Source organism: uncultured Paraglaciecola sp., assembly GCF_913058035.1.
Taxonomy (GTDB): Bacteria; Pseudomonadota; Gammaproteobacteria; order Enterobacterales; family Alteromonadaceae; genus Paraglaciecola.
The window spans coordinates 18,416-40,551 of the sequence record NZ_CAJXPA010000003.1; the positions used below are offsets into that span (position 1 = coordinate 18,416).

Sequence of the window (22,136 nt, forward strand, 5' to 3'; positions counted from 1 at the left end):
TTTATCACTGGTTATTGGTGAAAAGGTTTACTCAATTTATGTACTGCATCAATAAAGATTTTGGCATTTTCCGGTGGAACATCTAAATGTATGCCATGGCCAAGGTTAAACACATGACCATCACCCTTCCCAAAACCATCTAATATAAGCTGCACTTCTTGTTCAATTCGTGCGGCTGGTGCATACAGCATAGATGGGTCCATATTACCTTGTAATGCAACACTGTCACCAATTCGTGCCTTTGCATCAGCCATATCCACTGTCCAATCCAAGCCTACAGCGTCACATCCCGTTGCGGCGATAGATTCTAACCATAGACCAGCATTTTTAGTAAACAATGTGACAGGTACTTTCCGTCCATCATTTTCGCGGGTAAGACCATCGACAATTTTGTGCATATATTGCAGAGAAAATTCTTGGTAATCGCGACCTGATAACACACCGCCCCATGTATCAAATACCATGACTGACTGAGCGCCGGCGGCAATTTGCGCGTTGAGATACAAAATAACGGAATCAGCCAACTTATCGAGTAGAAGGTGCAAGGCTTGTGGTTCACTAAAAGCCATTTTTTTTATTTTAGTGAAAGCCTTACTTGAGCCTCCTTCAATCATATAAGTAGCTAACGTCCAAGGACTCCCAGAAAAACCTATTAAAGGCACCGTACCATTTAAGTTTTTACGAACGGTACGAACGGCATTCATTACGTAACCCAGCTCTACTTCAGGATCTAATATTGGCAATTTTTGAATATCAGCCATACACGTTAATGGACGTTCGAACTTTGGGCCTTCTCCCGTCTCAAAATAAAGGCCTAGCCCCATAGCATCGGGGATGGTCAAAATATCAGAGAACAATATGGCAGCGTCTAGATCAAATCTGCGGAGTGGTTGAAGTGTCACTTCACAGGCTAATTCAGCATTTTTGCACAGCGACATAAAATCGCCAGCCACTGCTCTAGTGGCTTTGTATTCAGGTAGGTATCGACCAGCTTGGCGCATCATCCATACCGGAGTAATGTCAACGGGTTGGCGTAACAATGCCCGTAAATATCGATCGTTTTGCAATGGCTGCATTGATTTCCTCAAATTAGAATAAGCTTGCTCGAAATTAAGCCTAATGGCTCAAAGATATGTATTGTATCGATTTTGTGCATTGAAAAAAGCATAAATTAGACTATGTTTAGCAAGAATTTGCATATTAAGAGTTTTTTTCTACTAAGACTCCGACGCAAAAACAACTATAAATAAGAAATCCGTTGATGGCAGTATGTTACTAAAATATTCAAACCCCAGTGCGTGGGGTCTGGTATGTGCTGAACTTGCTTTATGAATGGCTAGGTATAGTTATATTTTTCTGTTGTTTTATCTCTTCAATAGTATGCTGAATAAGTTGTCCGGCGATGGATAACTTAGGTGGAATATTGGGTAACTTGTCCGGATCAAACCAATATGCCTCTAGTATTTCTTTGCCATCTACTTCTATCTCCCCAGAGTCAAAGTCTGCTAAGAAACCAACCATTAATGAGTGTGGAAAAGGCCAAGGTTGGCTAGAAAAATAGCGTAGGTTTTTAACTGTTATGCCTACTTCTTCGAAAACCTCTCTATGCACAGCCTGTTCAAGTTTTTCACCACTTTCTACAAAGCCTGCTAAGGTCGAGAACATTTGCCGCGATCGTTGCGGTTTTCCCTGTGCAAGCAGTATTTTTCCTTCATGACGAATCGACACAATAATACAAGGGGAAATTCTAGGATAACAACGATGTTGACAACGCGAACACTGCACAGCCATTTCCCAGTTAATTTGCTGCATAGCGGTGCCACATTGACCACAAAACCTATGTGTACGCATGAATAATGCTACCTGCCATGCTCTAGAAGCAATACCGAAAAAACTAGTTTCACTTTGCATTAACAAAGCACGCATACTGATAAAGCTAAGATTATTTTGCTCAATATGTTCGTTACCCATATCGATTAAAAAACAAGGAAGGTCACCATGGCTACCTATTCTAACAATTTGTTCCTGGTAGGCATGAGCAAAATTGAGTGCACCCCATGTAGTTATCAAAAGTCCTGAACTTTCAGAGGATTGAAAAACCTTTTCACCACTAAAGATTAACCAAATAGCTCTTGTTTCAGCGGTTATCAATATATTCTGTTCAATCATATATTTTGTTCAACCATATAGTTACCAAAAATCAAATATTTAACTTAATTTAACACAGTAAAAAGTCACATAAAAATATACTTTAATAAGAGTATTCCATCATTAATAATGACTAGTGTAAAAGTACGAGGCTAATAATAAATGGTTAAGATACCTATATAGATTAGTGCTATAATCTAGAGTTTATGTTGAAGGAATAAATGTGACTGATACTGACCAACAACCTATCGTAGCTCAAGTATACAAAGCAAGGCAATTTTGTGAAGACAAAGGTGCTAGGTTCACTTTACTGAGGGAAAAGGTTTATGCGCTTTTACTCGAAAAACAAAGTGCTGTAGGCGCCTATGAGCTCTTAGACGCTCTCAAGCTAACAGAGTCGAGTGCAAAACCTGCAACCGTGTACAGAACTCTAGACTTCCTCTTAGAGTTTGGTCTAATACATAAAATAGAATCCACTAATGCATTTGTCGCTTGCCATCACTTTGATTGCACTCATCCAGTCCAATTCTTGATTTGTGATACCTGTGGTGACGTGAAGGAAATTCAATCTGAAGGATTAAAAGATACGTTAGATAAACAAGCCCAAACAGTGGGATTTAGTGTGGTAAAACAAACAATTGAGGCTCATGGTACATGTGTTATTTGCCAATAGACCAATTTCAATGAAGGAAAAACTAAACTAATGAATGCAGATTTTATTAACCCTTTTATTGCTGCCTTGATCAATGTATTGCAAACGATGGCGCAAACTGAATTAGTTCCAGGTAAACCCAAAAAGAAGAGCGATAATCAAGCTAAGGGCGATATCTCTGGTTTAATAGGTATGGTGGGCGATAAAATTCAAGGTTCTATGTCTATTTCTTTTGACGAAGGCTTAGTGTTAGAAATAATGGACAAAATGTTGGGTGAAAAACCAGATACTATTGATTCCGATGTACAAGATATGGTGGGAGAAATCACCAACATGATATGCGGAGGAGCTAAAAATGAACTTGATCAAAAAGGATATGATTTTGGTATGGCTACTCCTGTAGTTGTTTCAGGAAAAAATCATACGATTAATCACCAGGTCGATGGGAAAAAAATGGTGATGCCGTTTTCACATGCGTCGGGCAACCTATACCTAGAAATGTGTTTCAACAAGTAATACGAGCATTCACACATTAAACCGCAATAGACAAGTGCCATAGTCCCCTAATGAATTGGATGTTTCTAACGACTGAGAAAACAATTGTTCAGCTTAAGGGAGCGATAGTAGAAGATAGGCTTACCAAAATTATATGAGCATTCTCGCATAAATTTGACCTATAACAAAAAAATTTACTATGACAATAATGTCCCCTAATCCAAATTTAATTCAGCGGTTAGATAACATCATGACCTCTCCTTTTTTTTATAAATGCTTCAGGTTTACAAGTGCGAATAGAAATAATCCGTGGGAGATATTAAATAAAACTTTAAAAGGTCTTTTAATGAATACACTTTTTAAAATAATTTTTTAATTTGGCTTAAATTGTTTCTTTAAAGCAACACAAGTGTATGATGTTGTTCATTAGTAGTCAGTATCACGGGAGTATTTGATAGATCGGGATATTTAAAAGGTAGCTTTCTCAGCAAGCTAGTTTTTCCTCACCCTAGGCGTCGCTTAAGTCTTTGAACGCATTAAAAGTAGGCTGGATTAACGTCAAATTAAAGCAAAAGAGTCAATTTAGTTGTGAATTTTTGAAGAAGTAAAGTCTAGCTTGTGTGGCGCAGTTAATTAAAGCTTGTATATATTTAAAACACAATTGTGTAGCAAACAAATTTAAAATAAAGATGAAGGATGAATTAAATTGAATAAAATATTAATTTGTAGTGCGGTAGCCGCCGCTCTAAGTGCTAACGCACAAGCAGAAAAACACAACAAAGATAATGAAAAGTGGGTTGCTGGTTTTGTTGAATATTACTCAACTGATAAAGCCGAGACTGGGCTCCCTAACTTTTTAGACAATGGTTATGGAGCAGGTGCTGAGTATGGATTTAAATTTACTCCAGGATGGGCTATTAGACTAGAAATTTCTAAATTAGATATTGATGCATCTCCTTCAGATGAGTCAGGGAGTCGATTTGGTGTTGATGCTCTATATTTTATGCCCAATGATTTGTTTTATACTTTCGGTGGTTTAAAATTTACTGAAATTAATGAAACTGATCTAATGGCTAATATTGGCTTAGGTAAACATTGGGATTTAGGTAACAGCTTAAAAATCATTACTGAAGTTGCTGCTTATCAGACTCTAGACAGTGGCGATAGTAACACTCATTTTGGATACAAACTGGGTCTTGCATATGCATTTGGTGGTTCCACCGTTCAGGCTATTCATAGAGACGGAGATAATGATGGTGTTATGGATGAGCAAGATAAATGTCTGTTTACACCTGCAGGTATCAAAGTGGATGTATCTGGTTGTGAGCTGCCTCAAGTTACAGTTAAGGTAAAGGATCAAGACCAAGACCAAGACAACGTGCTGGATGAGCAGGATAAATGCTCGGATACGCCGATATTAGATAAAGTAGATGCTGATGGTTGTAGCCTGTTTACTCAAGAGCAGTATTCAACAAACCTTAAAGTTTTATTTGCCAACAATAGTTCTACGATTAGAAACCCTGATAGCAGTCAGTTTCAAGAGTTTTCTGACTTCATGAGTCGATTCCCATCTACCGACGCGGTAGTAGAAGGACATTCTTCTGCTATTGGTGAATATGCTTACAATATGTGGTTATCACAGGCTCGAGCAGATGCAGTCCGAACTCTGTTAATTAATGAGTATGGTATTTCTGAGGTGCGTTTAACCGCAAAAGGCCTTGGTGAATCTCAATTATTAGATAATTCTAATACTGCTGCAGCAAATATGGTTAATCGTCGCACAGTTGTAACAGTAAAAGCCACAACTCGAGAAAAAGTAGCAAGATAGGCAAATGTTATATTAAAAAAAAGAGATGCAACTGCATCTCTTTTTTTGTTAAAAATTAGCGGTCATTAGTATTTATCTTCTACCGCAGGTCCAGAATAATTGTCGAAGCGAGAAAACTGGCCCTGGAATGTCAACCGCGATGTTCCAATGGGACCGTTACGCTGTTTACCGATAATAATTTCAGCTACACCTTGGTCAGTACTTTGTTCGTTATAAACTTCATCTCGATAGATAAACATAATTAAATCAGCATCTTGCTCAATGGATCCTGATTCACGTAAGTCCGAGTTGATGGGACGCTTATCACTTCGCTGCTCAAGGCTACGGTTTAATTGTGATAATGCCACCACAGGGACTTCAAGTTCTTTCGCCAGTGATTTAAGCGAGCGTGAAATCTCTGCAATTTCTAAAGTACGATTATCACTTAACCCAGGTACCTGCATTAATTGTAAATAATCAATCATGATCAGACTAATCCCGCCCTTTTCGCGAGCTAATTTTCTTGCTCGAGTGCGAACATCCATGGGGGTCAGGCCAGAAGAATCATCAATATATAGATTATCCTTATCCTTTAACATAGCCATAGTATTAGACATTCTTGCCCAGTCTTCATCATCTAATTGAGCAGTACGAATTTTAGTTTGGTCGACTCGGCTGAGCGATGCCAACATTCTCATCATAATCTGTTCAGAGGGCATTTCTAAGCTGAATACCAGTACTGGCTTCTCTTCGAGTAACATAGCATTTTCGCATAAGTTCATAGCAAAGGTAGTCTTGCCCATTGAGGGCCTTGCCGCAACAATGATTAAATCTGAAGGTTGCAGACCACTAGTTTTTTTATCTAGGTCAGTGTATCCGGTGGATACCCCTGTGACTTCCTTATTGCTTTTGACTAATATTTCTAAACGGTCAATGGTTTTCGTTAACACCGCCTCGACATTTTTTGGACCTTCGTCTTTACCGGTGCGTTTTTCTGCAATCTCGAAAACTTTACTCTCGGCCATATCGAGAATTTCACCGCTGTTACGACCTTCAGGATTATATCCAGTATCAGCAATCACATGGGCAACGCCAATCAACTCACGGATCACCGCTCGTTCTTTAATTATTTGTGCATAAGCGGACACATTGGCTGAGCTTGGCGTGTTTTTGGCTAGTTCACCCAAATAAGCAAAACCCCCAGCGGCCTCTAATTCATCCATACCTTCTAAATCTTCAGAAACAGTAATCAAGTCAATAGGATGACTTTTAGTCAAGAGACGAACAATTGCACGGAAAATGATTTGATGTGAACGGTTATAAAAATCTGTCTCTACCACGATTTCTGCTACTTTATCCCATGAATCAGGAGCAATAAGCATACTACCCAAGACGGATTGCTCAGCTTCGATAGAATGAGGTGGGACCTTTAGTTTTTCGACTTTAGGGTCTGAATTTTTTTGCGGAACAGCTTTAACAGGCATCGATTTAATCAGCTCAAAAAGGGTCAATCAGTATGCGCTAAAGATCCCTAAAAAGTAAACCTGCGAAACATTAGATCTTAAACGATTTAATTATTAATATGTTTCGAAATGGTAGCAATAAAACGTTCACCATAACGTTCGAGCTTCGTTTGACCTACACCGTGGATATCTAAGAATTCGAATTGGGATTCAGGAAATTTATCCGCCATATCGGCTAATGTTGCATCGCTGAAAACAACAAAAGGGGGAACGTCATCCTGTTCAGCAATAGTTTTGCGTAAATATTTGAGCTTAGCGAACAAAGCTCGATCATAATCCGGGGTGCTTAGTTGTGACTTCTTACCTAAATCAAGACTCAGTCTTGGCACCGCGAGGCTCAACTTCTGCGCTTGCTGCAGAATTGGCCTTGCTTCTTCGGTGAGTTTTAACACTGCATTTTGAGTGATATCTACCCTAAGAAAACCTCGGTGGATCAATTGGTAAATAATGTTATGCCAATAAGCATCAGACTTGTCTTTACCGATAGCATAAGTGGTTAATTTATCATGGCTATGTTCTAGAATACGTTTTAGCTGCTTACCCCTAAGTACATCAATCAAATATTGACCAGAAGCAGATTGTTTTAGTCGAAACACACAAGAAAGTACTTTTTGCGCGTCTATAGTGCCATCAAACGCTTTTGGAGGATCGAGACAAATATCGCAGTTACCACAGTGTCCCGCTGAATATTCAGCAAAATAGTTAAGCAATATTTGTCGGCGACAGGTTTGCGCCTCACCAAAAGCTTCCATGGCGGCAAATTTTTGCAACTCTACGCTATTTCTTTCTGGATTTTCACCCGTTGATATCCACTGTCTAATTCGTGCTGCATCTTTCTCATCAAATAATAACAATGCTTCTGCAGGCATGCCGTCTCTTCCTGCTCTGCCTATTTCTTGATAATAAGATTCGATACTACGTGGCAGGTCAAAATGGACAACAAAACGTACGTTAGATTTGTCTATGCCCATACCAAATGCGACAGTTGCTACTATAATATCAATTTTATCTTGTATAAAATCGCGTTGTATTTTGTCACGAATTTCACTCTCAAGACCAGCGTGATAGCCGGCACAATTGACCCCGTGCTTGGCTAAAGCGACGCTAAGGTCGTCTACTTTTCTGCGGCTATTACAATAAATAATACCGCTTCCGTCTTGTTGTTTGACGAAAGCTATTGCCTGGTCTGTTGCTTTGTATTTTGTGACTTGGTTATACCGGATATTAGGACGATCAAAACTTCCTTTAAAGATAAAAGGTTGCTGCAACTTTAGCTGCTGGGTGATATCTGCTCGGGTGGCGAGATCAGCAGTGGCAGTCAGCCCCATAATTGGGATATGAGGGAATGTGGCTTTCAATTGCCCAAGTAGTCTGTAGTCTTTTCTAAAGTCATGTCCCCAATGTGATACACAATGGGCTTCATCAACGGCTATAAGACTGACAGCAAGCTCTTGCAAACGATGAATAAAATCCAGCTGCATCAGCCGTTCAGGTGCAACGTAAATTAGCTTATATCTTTTGTCTTGCATGCCCTTGTAGACATTAAACATATCTTGTGGCGACAGGCTTGAATTTATATAAGCTGCATTAACGCCATAAGTCAAAAGTGCATCGACTTGGTCTTTCATTAACGATATCAAGGGTGAAACAACAATCGTGAGACCAGGTAGTAACATAGCCGGTATTTGATAACACAAAGACTTACCTCCACCAGTAGGCATAAGCACTAAAACATCCTTTTGTTGCATCACTTGTGTAATGACTTGTGCTTGCCCATCTCGAAAATGGTCATAGCCAAAGGTGTGTTTTAGTACTTGTTGTGCTTGGGTAATGGTATGTGAAGGCTGTGCTAGATGATCTGACAACTGCTGCTCAAAGGAATAAGTAAACCACGAGTTTACGTGTTTTTATCTTGAGGTTCACTTGCTAACAAAGAAAAAATCAATCAAATTCAATACTTATAAAAATATAGGTGAATATAATTAAGAATCATCGGATAACTTCATAAAAATTGTGTACATTTAAAATCAATTTTCTAACTATTAAATAAATTTTCATCAGCCGCTTAATTTCACTGTCAGGCACAAACATCCTTAATATCTAGAAATTAAACTTTTTTCAAAACGACAAGCAATTAGGCAACCAAAAGTTTAAGATTCTACAACGGTTTAACAATGGCTTACTCAACACGATAGGCAGGTTGAGATTACTTATATGTCGTATATATTGACCAATAGTGTCACTTGCTCAACAATTATTAAATGGTATATTTTGAATTTTAATGCCGACTCATCGTATATTAGACGAGTGAGAATAACTTGTTGTAACAGCACAAGTTACTAGATGAAACTAAAAATAGCCGCAATCATAATCAAATGTATGTAGAGACTGGAACGGGTTAAGATGTCATATGCTTATTAGAAATAAATCCCTCACAATGTTTCGAGCGTCAAACCAACAACAATATGCTCTACTTTTGGATAATACTGGTACAAAATTCCAGCTTACATTAGGAGCTTTTATATTAAACCTCAAATCAGTTGGTAGCGAATTGCCTCACTATGCAGAAATATCATGACCGCTCATCAGCATCATCTCACATTACTTATTATTGATGAGGATGTTGAGAGCGTAATTTTACTGACCTCGCTTTTTGCTAAAGCATTTAATATTGAAATAGCTCAAGATGGCAAATCCGCTTTACAAAGTATCATGCTTAAAGATATTGACTTGGTTTTGAGTGTCGTGAATACACCTATCATCTCAGGTCAGGAGTTGTGTACATTTGTTAAAAACAGCCAACTTACTGCGCACATCCCCGTCATGTTTTTGACTGAAGAACCTAGCCTTGAAGAAGAAGAGGAGTGCCTAGCTATGGGAGCAGTTGATTATATTGACAAAAAAACACGGCCTAGTATTTTAATATACCGTGTTACTAACTTGATGACGATGGTTGCTCAACAGAAAAAACTTGCGCAGGTATCATGTACAGATGGCTTAACTGGCTTAGCTAACAGAATGCAATTAGATACTATGCTGAATAAGGAATGGTACGCGGCGGTTCGGGGAAATCATTCCGTTGCAGCATTGATTATTGATATTGATCATTTCAAATTATTTAACGATGAGTTTGGTCATTTAGAAGGTGACAATTGCTTGAAAATTATCGCTATCATTATTGCCTCTAGTAAAAGAAGAGAACGCGATTTTGCGGCGAGATATGGAGGTGAAGAATTTGTCCTTTTGTTACCTTTCACTGATTTGAAAGGGGCTAAACAGGTAGCACAAGAGTTGATCCAGAATGTGCAGGACCGAAACATTCAATCAGCTAAAAAGGCTTCATACCCGGTGGTAACGATCAGTGTAGGTATTTCGGCTTTTAGTCCAACCCATAAAAAAAATGCTGTGGTGAACCCTATAGATTTGATTGGCAAGGCCGACATTCATTTGTTCAAAGCTAAACAAGCAGGTCGTAATCAATATTCAGCGGATACTAAAAAATCAACTTAGTAAGAGTATTCAAACAAAACCTAGAAAAATAAAAATACTAATTAGTAGCAGTATAGGCGGTTTAAATAACTTTAGGCCTATGAACCCAATGACAACTAGACCAAAATCAGAGTAGCCGTGGACTGCACTAGTAAATACTGGATTATAGAGTGCCAACATCAGAAAACCTACCACCGCAGCGTTGATACCTGCTGAAGCGCCAATAAATTTGGGATGCTGGAATAAAGATTGCCACCCATTATTGACACTGAATATTAACAAAAATCCTGGTAAAAAAATTGCCAATGTAGCTAAAACCGCCCCTGTTAGTGGCGCGTTCATTATCCATTGAGCACCCATAAATGTTGCTATAGTAAACATTGGGCCAGGCACTCCTTGAGCAGCTGCATAGCCAAGAAGAAACTGCTGTTGTGTGAGTGTATCGCCAATGCTGGTCTGTAATAGTGGTAACACTACATGTCCTCCACCGAATACTATACTTCCGTTTTTGTAAAATGTTGCGAACATACCAACAAAAGAATCATATTGGCTCAACCATAGACTGATTAAAAATAGACTGATAAAAATTAACACAGGTGGCCAAGCTACCTTTTTAAGTGCTTGGCTTATATTGATATGGATTAGTGTGGTTTTGCTGTTGGTTACACCGATTATCATCGCTATGAATAAGATTAACAATTGAGTATAAAACGATTGATAGATGACTAGAAATAACATGCTGAGAAGCATTATTAAGACAGATAAACGATTTTTGCAAAAACTTTTAAACATGGCGATCACTGCATCTAGCACAATAACAACGGCTAACAATTTTAGGCCACTACTGACTGAAGTTAACCAATTCGCTGGGTTGTCCAAGTTTACAGTTACAGCAAGCCAGTACATCAGTATAAATGAAGGCAAGGTGAAGCCCAAAAAGGCAGCTATTCCACCAGCCAGTCCTGCTTTTTGTAGTCCTATTGCAAATCCAATTTGGCTTGAACCTGGGCCTGGCAAAATTTGACTTAACGTAACTAATTGAGAGTATGCATCATTTGATAGCCATTTCAGATTTTGTACAAAAGTATGCTGGAAATATCCAATGTGTGCTGCAGGGCCTCCAAAACTGATACAGCCTAACAATAAAAATCGCCAAAATATTTCCCAAATTTTGTTCATGAATTTACTTTACCTTGCTTGGGTTTTAGTTTGCATTTGCGAAATGCTTATATCAAACTTCACGTCATATTAAGCTCTGTTAAAGCTAGGTCAAATAATTGGACGATAAATCAGTAAAAACAGGTGTTATTTTTGCACTAGCTGCTTATTCAATGTGGGGAATTGCACCCATGTATTTTAAGCTACTAACTAGTGTACCTGCCCTAGAAATTGTTATGCACCGAATAGTTTGGTCTGTGCTGGTGTTGTGTTTATTGTTGATTTTCCGAAAAAAATTTAATCAAGTGTTTAAGGCAATTCGAGATCCAAAAATAATCGCAACCTTAGCAATTAGTGGATTATTGTTAGCGATGAACTGGCTAGTATTCATCTGGGCCGTGAATAACGATAAAATGCTTGATGCCAGTTTAGGATACTTTATTAATCCTCTATTTAATGTATTACTGGCGCGCTTTTTCTTAAAAGAAAGCCTAACTAGATTGCAGTTATTAGCGGTCTTTGTAGCGTTAGCGGGTGTAGCTTTTTTGATTTTTTCATATGGCCAGCTCCCATGGATAGCTTTAATATTAGCGACAAGTTTCAGTATCTACGGGTTATTGCGTAAAAAAGTGACTGTGGATTCTATGCCTGGTTTATTAATTGAAAGTTGTATTATGTTGCCATTTGCCTTGCTGTATTGGCTAATCATAGATACATCAAGTGGTAACATGTTGGCCAACAGTCCTGATTTAAATATCACATTGATGCTTGCAGGGGTAGTGACCACCGCCCCATTGTTATGCTTTACTGCAGCAGCTAGGCGTATCCGCTATACCACTTTAGGTTTTTTCCAATACATAGGCCCAAGCCTAATGTTCCTATTAGCAGTCATTCATTATCAAGAGCCACTAGATGCCACAAGAGTTATCACTTTTGTATGTGTTTGGTCAGGCTTATTCATTTATGTCTATGATTCGTTGAGAGTTTATCGAAAGTCAAAACGTATTATTTAGGAATAACTGTTTAGGATCAGGTGTCATTACTTGCCAAGCATATGTTAAGTATCAAGCACCTGTTTTCTAATGTTTTTTGCAGTATACAGTTGCCGATTGGCTTCAATTTACTTGGCCTTCGTGTCTCTTTTATATTATGAGTTAGACCTATACTAACGGTACAAGATAAACACTGATTTTTAAAAGTGAGAAGCTTATTCGCCATCACGTTGTGGAAGTCTTTCATAATTTGTAATATTTATAGCAGTACTGTTTTCGAAAAACATACAAAAACTCTTCACTTCAAGATCGTGCTGCTGTTTCATCAGTGATATGTTCAATTGCGCTACTTTTAATAAATATTACATAGAAACTACTTATGGCATTTGAGAAGGAGCCATCGATAACAAGAGCTTATTTAGAGTCGATTTTAAGCAGTTCAAAAATAATATTAAGACCCTCTAAACCTGAAGTAGCCTCACTTAGTATCACCAATTTAATACTGTATTGGCTATGCAAAGATTTCAAATACTGATGAACATCAAAGGCTTTAAAATTCATAAAGTGATGGTGTTTTAGTAGAGCCGTCATGGATTGCCTGTTGACTCATCAACGATTAACAGCCCTGATTTCTTATTCTTATTAAGTATGACTAAGGTATTATATATTTGTAGGACTGTGCACCATGTCTATGCTAATGAGTTGTACTCGATATTAATACTTTATGTTACATGGATTAATATCGAGGGATCGAAAGTTAATTGAATAGATTAATTCGAACTTCCTTCTATAAAACTAGACTTTTGTTAATTTCGCAAACGACATGACTAACCACTTGCTACCCAGTTCATCAAAGTTAATTTGTACTCTCGCATGTTCGCCACTGCCCTCATAATTCAGCACTGTGCCCTCGGCAAATTTAGGGTGGGATACTCTTTCCCCTAATTGGAAACCTGTTGATTCAAAAGCAGTGTGTCCAGTGACTGGGGTGAATCGATTTTGAACTGGTCGAGTTATAGTTGTTCGCAAACGCACTTCTTCTATACAGTCCGTCGGTATCTCCTTGATAAAACGTGAAGGAGTATGATACTTGTCCTGGCCATATACCCGCCTGTTTTCCGCGTAAGTAATATATAATTTTTGCATAGCCCTTGTCATACCTACATAACAAAGGCGACGTTCTTCTTCTATTTTACCGGGTTCTTCATTACTCATTTGGCTTGGGAACATGCCCTCTTCAACACCCACCATAAAGACTAGTGGAAATTCTAAGCCCTTTGCTGTGTGAATTGTCATCATTTGAACCGCATCTTGATGTTTATCCGCTTGATTATCACCTGCTTCCAGAGATGCGTGTGCTAAAAAAGCAGACATCGGAGTCATATCTTCCGCTTCTTCTGGCACCACAAATTGCTTACATGCGGTAACTAATTCTTCTAAGTTTTCAATTCTTGCTTGAGCTTTTTCGCTTTTCTCTGCTTTGTACATAGCAAATAAACCGGAGTGTTTGATCACATGGTCAGCCTGTTGCTCTAATGGAAGTTCTGAAACGTCTTGTGTGAGTTGTGAAATTAACTTAGTAAAGGAGGTGAGCGCATTAGAAGCACGACCAGTCAAGCGATTTTCAGCGAGTATTCTGGTACTGGCATCCCACATGGATAATTCTGCTTCGCGTGCAAGTTCGCGAATTTGCGAAAGGGTCTTATCGCCGAGGCCACGAGTGGGAGTATTCACAACTCGCTCAAATGCAGCGTCATCGATGGTTTGATTAATTAAACGCAAATAACCTAACGCATCCCGAATTTCCTGGCGTTCAAAAAATCGCAGGCCACCATATATGCGATATGCGATAGACTCTTGTAACAATGCTTCTTCTAGAACACGCGACTGAGCGTTATTACGATATAAAATCGCACAATCAGATAAAGCATTGCCGTTGTCTCGCCAATCTTTTATTCGTGAAATATTAAAACGAGCTTCGTCTAACTCATTAAAGCCCGCATATAAGGAAATGAGCTCCCCAGGGCTATCTTCTGTCCACAGTTTTTTGCCTAATCTACCTTGGTTATTGTCTATGACGGCGTTAGCTGCTTTTAAGATATTACCGGTGGAGCGATAATTTTGTTCAAGTCTTATGGTCTTGGCACCCTTAAAATCTCGCAAAAAATGTTGTATGTTCTCTACGTTTGCACCTCGCCAGCCATAGATTGACTGATCATCATCTCCAACAATAATCATATTATTGCTTGGGGCGGCAAGTATTCGCAACCAAGCATATTGAATGTTGTTGGTGTCTTGAAATTCGTCTACCAAGATTCCTCTAAAGCGTTTTTGATAGTGCTCTAACACCGAAGGATTGTTTAACCATAACTCATGTGCTCTAAGTAACAATTCAGCAAAATCGACTAACCCAGCTCGATCGCATGTTTGTTGATAGGTTTGATAAATTTCTCGCATTTTTTGTTGTGTTGCATCACCATGTGTTTCGATATGTTGTGGTCGTAAACCTTCGTCTTTATTACCGTTGATATACCACTGTACATGTTTTGGAGCCCAATGTTTTTCATCAAGATTAAGGTTTTTAAGTACACGTCTAACCAATCGATATTGATCATCTGAGTCTAAAATAGTGAAATTTTGAGGTAGCCCAACGTCTGCATGATGAGCACGCAGCAAGCGATGAGCGATGCCATGAAATGTACCGATCCACATACTATTTAGCGCATTACCTTGCAATTGTTCTATGCGACCGCGCATCTCTTTAGCCGCTTTATTTGTAAAAGTGACCGCCAAAATACCATAAGGTGCAATGCCTTCAACTTCCATCAACCATGCAATTCGATGAACCAAAACTCGGGTTTTACCGCTACCTGCACCAGCTAAAATAAGCATGTCAGATGCAGGAGCTGCCACTGCATCACGTTGTTTGTCGTTTAACTGGTCAAGAAGTCGAGATACATCCATTACACACAAAATATATTAGAAAAATATATTTTTAGTATATCAGTAACACTGTATTTAAATACACTAAACTTAACCCAATATAATCTAACAAGTTTGGTTTAGGTCTAGATATTAGGAAACAGAATGAGTATTGAATTCTGGTTGCAACTCAAAGCAGAATCAGAGCAACTTATGAATAGAGAACCTCTATTATCAAGTTATGTGCATACTTGCATATTGGCTCATCATAATTTTGAAACTACTCTAAGTTTCATTTTATCGAATAAATTAGCTGACAATGTGATGGGTTCTTTATCTTTAAGAACCATGTTTGAACAAAGCTATTTGTTGCACCCTGAAATTGTAGAGGCGGGAATATGTGATATTCAAGCAGTGTTTAAGCGTGACCCCGCAGTGCATTCTTTTTTAACTGTGTTGCTAAATTTTAAGGGTTTTCAAGCTATTCAAGTCCACAGATTAGCTAATCAACTCTGGATGGCTGGACGAAAAGACTTAGCATTGTTTATTCAAAGCCGAAATTCAGAAGTTTTTTCGGTAGACATTCACCCTGCAGCAACAATAGGTCAAGGGGTCATGTTTGATCATGCAACTGGGATCGTGGTGGGCGAAACGGCTGTTATTGAGAATAATGTCTCTATTATGCAATCTGTGACACTTGGTGGAACGGGTAATGAAGCAGGTGACCGCCATCCTAAGGTGCGCGAAGGGGTAATGATTGGTGCTGGCGCTAAGATTCTAGGTCATATTATTATAGGTGCTGGCGCTAAAGTAGGAGCGGGTAGCGTGGTACTCAATGATGTACCAGCACATGTGACAGTGGCCGGTATTCCTGCCAAGATTGTTGGTAAACCGACCTCTCAAAAACCTTGTGAAACGATGCAACAAAATATATTGGAAGATTAGAGCCTTCTTTTTATTTTAATTACATGGACGGATTTAAACAATTGCTAACAGCTGGGTTAACTGACTTAATTGCACATGAGGTAAAACGTGTGTTTTTTCATTAAGCATGTTCATCTCTCTATCTTCAGCATACCAAGCCGTTTGATAACCTGCTTTAAGTGCACCATAAATGTCCTTTTGCAAGTTATCGCCTACATGTAAAATATTTTCGGGAGGAATATTTAAGTGAGCCTGTGCTGCAACAAACATTGCTTTATTAGGTTTCATCGGCAATTCAACACTCGCTTGAAAGCAAGCACTAAAATAGCCGTCAAGTCCGATTTGTTGCAGGTTAACGTTACCATTGGTAATGGCAACTAAAGGTAACCTATCTGATAATGACTTCAATAAAGAATGAATATCTTTGTGTAAAGAAAAATTACTTCTTTGAAAATAGAAATGTTCGAAACACCGTTTAATCGCCACACCTAAGTTGTCGCCTGAAAAGCCTAATGCCAAAAAACCAGATTCGAGGGAAAGCCGTCTTAACTCACCCATGTCATTTTTTAATGATGGATTTGCTAAAAAATGTGCTTTTTGTTGAGAGCGCCAAAAGTCTTTGTTTACATCTTTAGTGACAGGATATTGATTATGCATAAATTCGATTAGAGAATGTTCTGCCTTAACGATCACACTTGTGTTCTCGTACAACGTGTCATCTAAATCGAAAGTAATCGCTTGAATTGGTTTAAGTTTTTTATAATAAATCATTTAGAAGTATACATTCTTGTTAAATTTTAAGACGGCCTAGACTTCTTTGCCCTAGGATTTGGGGCATCGTATACGTGGGCCAGGTGTTGAAAGTTCAGATGCGTATATACTTGGGTTGTAGATAAATTAGCGTGTCCAAGTAATTCTTGCACTGCCCTTAAGTCTGAGCTTGATTCTAAAACATGTGTAGCAAAACTGTGCCGAAGTTTGTGTGGGTTAACCGATTGCTCTAGATTTTGTCGAATAGCCCACAGTTTCATACGTTTCGCTATTTGCCTTGTGCCGAGCCTGTTTTTTCGCATCCCAACAAATAATGCAGGTTCCTCACTAGATGACAGTTCTGGCCTTATTTTTAGCCAGAAAGTTAATGCTTCGAATGCAATTTTACCAATTGGCAACAAACGTTCTTTATTACCCTTACCTATAACTCTTAATTGCCTGTCAGGTTGTATGTTTTTGATATTAATATTAGCTAATTCTGATAAACGTAATCCACAACTATACATAAGTTCCATCATGGCCTTATCTCGGATAGCCAAAAGGTCATCTTCTTTGATATCTAGTAATTGATGCATCTCATCGACATTCAATTGCTTTGGCAATGGTTTGGCTTGTTTAGGTGCTTGAATTGATGTCGCTGGGTTTTGTACTAGCTGACCTTGCTGAACCAAAAATGCACAAAAACCACGGATAGATGACAAACGTAATGCAATTGAGCGAGAACCTAAACCGTTTTTACGTGCTTCATTCAAGAGGTTACGTACATCTGACGTAGTAAATAATGACCAGTTTTCTATGTCAAGTTGATTGAAAGATACCAAAAGCTGCCGTTGGTAATTTTCTATTGAATTATGAGCTAGGTTTTTTTCGTACTTTAAGTATGCGAAATATTTTTCTAACCAAGTATGTAGGCTTGGTTTTAACATTGCACTAATCAATAAGTCAGCATTTTAGGTAGCAAAATACCTAAAAATTGCTGTAGTTGTGTGATCAATAATGTATCCATCCCCGGGTTAAAGTGTCCCGGATCTTTGCTACCGATTGCTAAAATCCCAAATTCGTCTAGGTCACCGATCAAGAGTAAAGCAACTGAATTAGCTTCTTGATCAGCAAACAATAATTTGCGTTCATGATCGCTTAAGCGTCCAAAGAAAAGCCGCTGTGTTTTGAAACGCTTTTCTATAAACAAACGACGCTGGATTTCGGGCAAAGCATGGGCACCTTTGAAAGGTTTTAATGTGACGGATGCTAACTGCAGGTTTTCTTGGATAACCTCTTCCAAAATAAAGACGAGATCAGCAAGGTTGGTACATTTTAAAATGCGTAAATTCAAATCTGCATACACACGATAGATAGCTTCATTTTGTTTGGCAATATTAATTAATTGATTCAGCTTATGGCTTAAGCTTCTGACCTTTTTTCGCAGCTGCTCACTTTGCAGCTCCATCAAAGATACGCTGCCTTTGTGTATATGAGGGATACTAATTTGTTCAATAACCTGTGGAAATTTTGTGAAAAAATCAGGATTTTCGAGTAGGTAGGCAGCTACTTGTTCAGCGTCAATTAGATTCTCAGATTCATATGCAGTCACTATATCCATTTTATTTTGCAACTCTTTACTCAAAGGTTAATGTATCCATCAAAAATATGCTCAGCTGCGCCGGTCATCTTTAAAACATTGTCATTGCCTTGCCAACGTATTTTTAAACTACCACCTCGCAAATCAACTCTTACATCTTTACTTAATCTATTTTGTAATTGTCCCACAGCAACCGCTGCACATGCTCCGCTGCCACAAGCTAATGTTTCACCTACACCTCTTTCGAAAACTCGAAGCTTTATGTGGCTGTGGTTAATAATTTGCATGAACCCAACATTTGCACCTTCGATAAAACGTTCGTGTTTCTCAAGCAAAGGGCCCATAGATTCAACATCTGCAGTTTCTACATCGTCGACTAACAGTACACAGTGTGGATTACCCATAGAAACAGCACCACAAAAAAAGGTGTGTTCCTGTGCTCTCAATATATATACTTTTTCACGCTTATTTGCTTTGATTGGCACTAAGTTCGGTTCAAATTCGGGAACGCCCATATTGACTGTGACTTGTCCATCTTTCTCAAGGTAGAGAACCATGCGACCTGCTTTAGTGCTAACGACGATTTTGTTACGGTTAGTTAGGCCTTTCATTTTAACAAAGCGAGCGAAACAGCGAGCACCATTTCCACATTGAGAAACCTCAGAACCATCTGCGTTAAATATTCTGTAATGAAAATCTTGTTCTGGATCGTAAGGAGGTTCAACCATCAAAAGTTGGTCAAATCCTATACCAAAATTTCTGTCTGATAGTTGTTGGATCTTCTCTTTGGAAAAAAATACGTTTTGCGTTACGTTATCAATAACAACAAAATCATTTCCCAGACCATGCATCTTTGAAAACTGAACTTGCATTGCGACTACTTAGCTAAAATTGTTATCAATACGCGAGATTAAATACGTATTGGAGATAGAATTAGTTATATCACTTCAGTGAAAGACTGACTATGTCTTTAACAAGATACAGGCTAAATAGTCACAATGTAAAAAAAAATTATGAATATAAATAATAACGTCTTTTTATGTTGGTATGTGCTCACTTTCAAACAACTGCTCTATTTTTTCGCGCTCTCTGACTAAATGCATGTTATCACCATCAATTAGAACTTCTGAGGCCTTGCATCGACTATTGTAGTTAGACGCCATAGCAAAACCATATGCACCAGCACTGCGAACTGCAAGATAGTCGTTGGGTGCAATAGTCAACTCACGGTCTTTTCCAAGAAAATCGCCAGTTTCACAGATAGGTCCAACTACGTCATAGACAGCTTTGGCTCTTTCAAGCTTAGCGTTTACTGGAATAATATTCTGCCATGCTGAGTAAAGTGCTGGGCGTATAAGATCATTCATAGCCGCGTCAACTATCGCAAAATTTTTCTCTGCTCCTTGTTTTAAAAACTCAACTTTGGTTAATAACACACCAGCATTAGCCATAATTGCACGACCAGGTTCAAATATTAATAATAGCTCTTCTCGTCCCTGTAAACGTTCAGTGATTGCTTGAGTATATTGATCTGGGTGAGGTGGTTTTTCATCGTTATAAGTCACGCCTAGTCCACCACCTACATCGAGATGTTGTATATGGATATTTTGTTCGGCTAATTCATCTATTAAATTAAGTAATATGTTCAAAGCATCAACAAAAGGTGCTAATTCAGTAAGTTGAGAACCGATATGGCAGTCGATGCCGATAACATTTAAAAAAGGTAGACTATGTGCATATTGGTAAATTTCAACTGCCTGTTGGCGCTCTACACCAAACTTGTTGTCTTTAAGACCTGTAGAAATGTATGGATGGGTTTTTGCATCTACATCAGGATTGACGCGAATCGAAATAGGGGCTTTTTTACCTACTTGTTCAGCGACTTCGTTTATACGAGTTAACTCACTACGTGATTCGACATTAAAACACTTAATATTATGTTCTAAGGCTAAGGCAATTTCAAAATGTGTTTTACCCACTCCAGAAAACACCACTTTACTAGGATCTCCACCGGCCTTGAGTACTCTTGATAGTTCACCACCAGAAACAATATCAAAGCCTGAACCTAGTTTGGCCATCACATTTAATACTGCTAAATTAGAGTTAGCCTTTACTGCGTAACAAATTAAATGTGGTTGGTTACCTGCTGCTCTATCAAACGCATGCCAATGCCTTTCAATTGTGGCTTTCGAGTACACATAACATGGCGTACCATATGTTTGAGCTACGGTTTCAAGCGCTACGTTTTCAGCAAACAGTTGATGGTCTTTATAGGCAAAGTAGTCCATATCAATCTTTTCCTTCTTCGACGGACTGTGCTGGTACTTTTGAGTCCGGTACGGTGGTGTTTGTACTAGGCTTTTCAGGTAAATATAAAGCACGTTTTTGACCACAGGCAGTGAGTACGAATACCCCTAATAAAGCTAAGCCAATTGCATTCAATTTTGTTCTGATTGACATCATAACCACCCGTTAATGTATAGGACGCAATAATGTCACTACCGAGGATAAAAACAAGAGTTGCTGTGCATAAAATGTTTATTTTATGCAATATGAAATAACTAATTTAAAAAAAGTTTTTTAAGCAATCTTTGATTTGCCCATACGATGTCAATTTATTACACATTTTGTAAGCAGGTTATCAATAATTACGACATGAAAATGTAATCTGACGTCAACTAGCTGCACAAAATACTTTGACATTGTGCCACTGCTCCCTCAATGGTTATTTTATGTAAGTATATGAGCTACGTTAATATTATTAATAATATTGAGAATATTAGGGTCAGATAAAAATTAGACTATTCTTAAAAATGTCACTTACAGCTCGCTTTAATGATGTCTAAGACCATGACCTGCATGATCCGGCACAAGCATACAGTTTAACAATTCACATATTAAAGTGATGGTGTTTATTTATCCTTAGAAAGTGAAGGCCAACAATTATATTTTATCTTCTCTTCTCTTCTTTTTTATTCTCTTGTGATAAAAACCTAGCAATGAAGATATGACACGTGACTCTTAATGAATAAAGAACTTTTACCACATGTTGATATTAAAGGACCTACAAACTGGTAGCAGACATCTTTATACCCGCAGGTAAGCCTGCAACTATATCACTGGAATAATGAACGCCCTGTAGGACTTTAAAGTAACCGTTACAACTTACCCATTCATATGCAACAGCAGTTAATGTAGGATAAAGATGTGTGTTTAAAGATGACCTCAGAAATGCAGCCGTGGCTTATTTGGAAAGCAAACTATATTTATATCTCGACATTATATATGCATTAAGCACACCAATATGATGACAATGTCTCTGACGTTTTGAGTCCTTTTTGAGCCTCCTTTGAGTAATACATAAATAGGAATTTCTAACGTGTAACTCAGTAACCCTGAGTATAGAGATAATACCCCATGATTGGACTCCAACCATCAAAGCATTAGGCCGAGTATGAGTGTGAATCGACTGTCACTAGTTTTAGATAGACACTTTATCCAGCGACAATTTCTATTAGTTGTAAAATAAAAAAATGCTATGGCATGTTGTGCTGAGAATTTCATTGATGAGGCCTAAATATTACCAACATAAAAATCACATACATGAACAATGAAAATCAAATAACATTTTTGCCAAGGTCTAATGACGATGGTGAATCCATTCAGAATAGGTTTA

The 22,136-nt window shown here is 38.3% G+C and carries 18 protein-coding genes; 6 read left to right on the top strand and 12 right to left on the bottom strand.

The features are described from left to right. Window positions 1-11: 11 nt before the first annotated feature. Both hemE and nudC read right to left on the bottom strand, forming a co-directional pair. Window positions 12-1,076: a uroporphyrinogen decarboxylase gene (gene hemE, locus QZ562_RS00830; protein ID WP_293755602.1), complete on the bottom strand. Its 1,065-nt coding sequence runs from the start codon at window positions 1,074-1,076 to the stop codon at window positions 12-14. A gap of 250 nt (window positions 1,077-1,326) precedes the next feature. After that, the gene (gene nudC / locus QZ562_RS00835) at window positions 1,327-2,169 is read right to left on the bottom strand and encodes an NAD(+) diphosphatase (RefSeq protein ID WP_293755604.1); all 843 of its coding nucleotides are present in this window, start codon (window positions 2,167-2,169) and stop codon (window positions 1,327-1,329) included. A gap of 202 nt (window positions 2,170-2,371) precedes the next feature. On the opposite strand from nudC, the gene QZ562_RS00840 reads away from it, so the two are divergent. The 3 genes from QZ562_RS00840 to QZ562_RS00850 all read left to right on the top strand — a co-directional run bounded on the left by QZ562_RS00840 (window position 2,372) and on the right by QZ562_RS00850 (window position 5,123). Continuing rightward, complete coding sequence (locus QZ562_RS00840) at window positions 2,372-2,821, top strand: transcriptional repressor (RefSeq protein WP_293755606.1); 450 nt, start codon at window positions 2,372-2,374, stop codon at window positions 2,819-2,821. Between the two features lie 30 nt (window positions 2,822-2,851). Next, window positions 2,852-3,316 (top strand): chemotaxis protein CheX, encoded by a 465-nt coding sequence (locus QZ562_RS00845; protein WP_293755608.1) that lies wholly within the window; start codon window positions 2,852-2,854, stop codon window positions 3,314-3,316. Window positions 3,317-4,001: 685 nt separating this feature from the next. Then, on the top strand, window positions 4,002-5,123 hold the full coding sequence (locus tag QZ562_RS00850; RefSeq protein ID WP_293755610.1) for an OmpA family protein: 1,122 nt from the start codon (window positions 4,002-4,004) through the stop codon (window positions 5,121-5,123). A 65-nt stretch (window positions 5,124-5,188) separates the two neighbouring features. Here QZ562_RS00850 and dnaB read toward each other — a convergent pair whose 3' ends face one another. Both dnaB and recQ read right to left on the bottom strand, forming a co-directional pair. Beyond that, window positions 5,189-6,586, bottom strand: coding sequence for a replicative DNA helicase (gene dnaB / locus QZ562_RS00855; protein WP_293755613.1), 1,398 nt, complete (start codon window positions 6,584-6,586; stop codon window positions 5,189-5,191). Window positions 6,587-6,672: 86 nt separating this feature from the next. Beyond that, window positions 6,673-8,490, bottom strand: coding sequence for a DNA helicase RecQ (recQ, locus tag QZ562_RS00860; RefSeq protein WP_293755615.1), 1,818 nt, complete (start codon window positions 8,488-8,490; stop codon window positions 6,673-6,675). Between the two features lie 709 nt (window positions 8,491-9,199). On the opposite strand from recQ, the gene QZ562_RS00865 reads away from it, so the two are divergent. Then, window positions 9,200-10,135 (top strand): diguanylate cyclase, encoded by a 936-nt coding sequence (locus QZ562_RS00865; RefSeq protein ID WP_293755618.1) that lies wholly within the window; start codon window positions 9,200-9,202, stop codon window positions 10,133-10,135. Window positions 10,136-10,144: 9 nt separating this feature from the next. Here QZ562_RS00865 and chrA read toward each other — a convergent pair whose 3' ends face one another. Then, window positions 10,145-11,293, bottom strand: a complete 1,149-nt coding sequence (chrA, locus tag QZ562_RS00870) for a chromate efflux transporter (protein ID WP_293755621.1) — start codon at window positions 11,291-11,293, stop codon at window positions 10,145-10,147. Between the two features lie 98 nt (window positions 11,294-11,391). Between chrA and rarD the strand changes: the two genes are divergently transcribed. Then, on the top strand, window positions 11,392-12,285 hold the full coding sequence (gene rarD, locus QZ562_RS00875; RefSeq protein ID WP_293755623.1) for an EamA family transporter RarD: 894 nt from the start codon (window positions 11,392-11,394) through the stop codon (window positions 12,283-12,285). A gap of 774 nt (window positions 12,286-13,059) precedes the next feature. Here rarD and uvrD read toward each other — a convergent pair. Continuing rightward, window positions 13,060-15,228 (bottom strand): DNA helicase II, encoded by a 2,169-nt coding sequence (gene uvrD / locus QZ562_RS00880; RefSeq protein WP_293755626.1) that lies wholly within the window; start codon window positions 15,226-15,228, stop codon window positions 13,060-13,062. Window positions 15,229-15,351: 123 nt separating this feature from the next. On the opposite strand from uvrD, the gene cysE reads away from it, so the two are divergent. Then, complete coding sequence (cysE, locus tag QZ562_RS00885; RefSeq protein ID WP_293755628.1) at window positions 15,352-16,131, top strand: serine O-acetyltransferase; 780 nt, start codon at window positions 15,352-15,354, stop codon at window positions 16,129-16,131. A 33-nt stretch (window positions 16,132-16,164) separates the two neighbouring features. Here cysE and QZ562_RS00890 read toward each other — a convergent pair whose 3' ends face one another. The 6 genes from QZ562_RS00890 to QZ562_RS00915 all read right to left on the bottom strand — a co-directional run bounded on the left by QZ562_RS00890 (window position 16,165) and on the right by QZ562_RS00915 (window position 20,920). After that, window positions 16,165-16,881: an HAD-IA family hydrolase gene (locus tag QZ562_RS00890; RefSeq protein ID WP_293755631.1), complete on the bottom strand. Its 717-nt coding sequence runs from the start codon at window positions 16,879-16,881 to the stop codon at window positions 16,165-16,167. A 26-nt stretch (window positions 16,882-16,907) separates the two neighbouring features. Beyond that, window positions 16,908-17,807: a tyrosine recombinase XerC gene (locus tag QZ562_RS00895; RefSeq protein ID WP_293755634.1), complete on the bottom strand. Its 900-nt coding sequence runs from the start codon at window positions 17,805-17,807 to the stop codon at window positions 16,908-16,910. Between the two features lie 8 nt (window positions 17,808-17,815). Then, on the bottom strand, window positions 17,816-18,481 hold the full coding sequence (locus QZ562_RS00900; RefSeq protein ID WP_293755783.1) for a DUF484 family protein: 666 nt from the start codon (window positions 18,479-18,481) through the stop codon (window positions 17,816-17,818). A 20-nt stretch (window positions 18,482-18,501) separates the two neighbouring features. After that, window positions 18,502-19,332, bottom strand: coding sequence for a diaminopimelate epimerase (dapF, locus tag QZ562_RS00905; RefSeq protein WP_293755637.1), 831 nt, complete (start codon window positions 19,330-19,332; stop codon window positions 18,502-18,504). Window positions 19,333-19,497: 165 nt separating this feature from the next. Continuing rightward, on the bottom strand, window positions 19,498-20,748 hold the full coding sequence (gene lysA, locus QZ562_RS00910) for a diaminopimelate decarboxylase (RefSeq protein WP_293755639.1): 1,251 nt from the start codon (window positions 20,746-20,748) through the stop codon (window positions 19,498-19,500). A gap of 1 nt (window position 20,749) precedes the next feature. After that, entirely contained in the window at window positions 20,750-20,920 is a 171-nt protein-coding gene (locus QZ562_RS00915) for a lipoprotein (protein ID WP_293755641.1), read from the bottom strand. Between the last annotated feature and the right edge of the window lie 1,216 nt (window positions 20,921-22,136).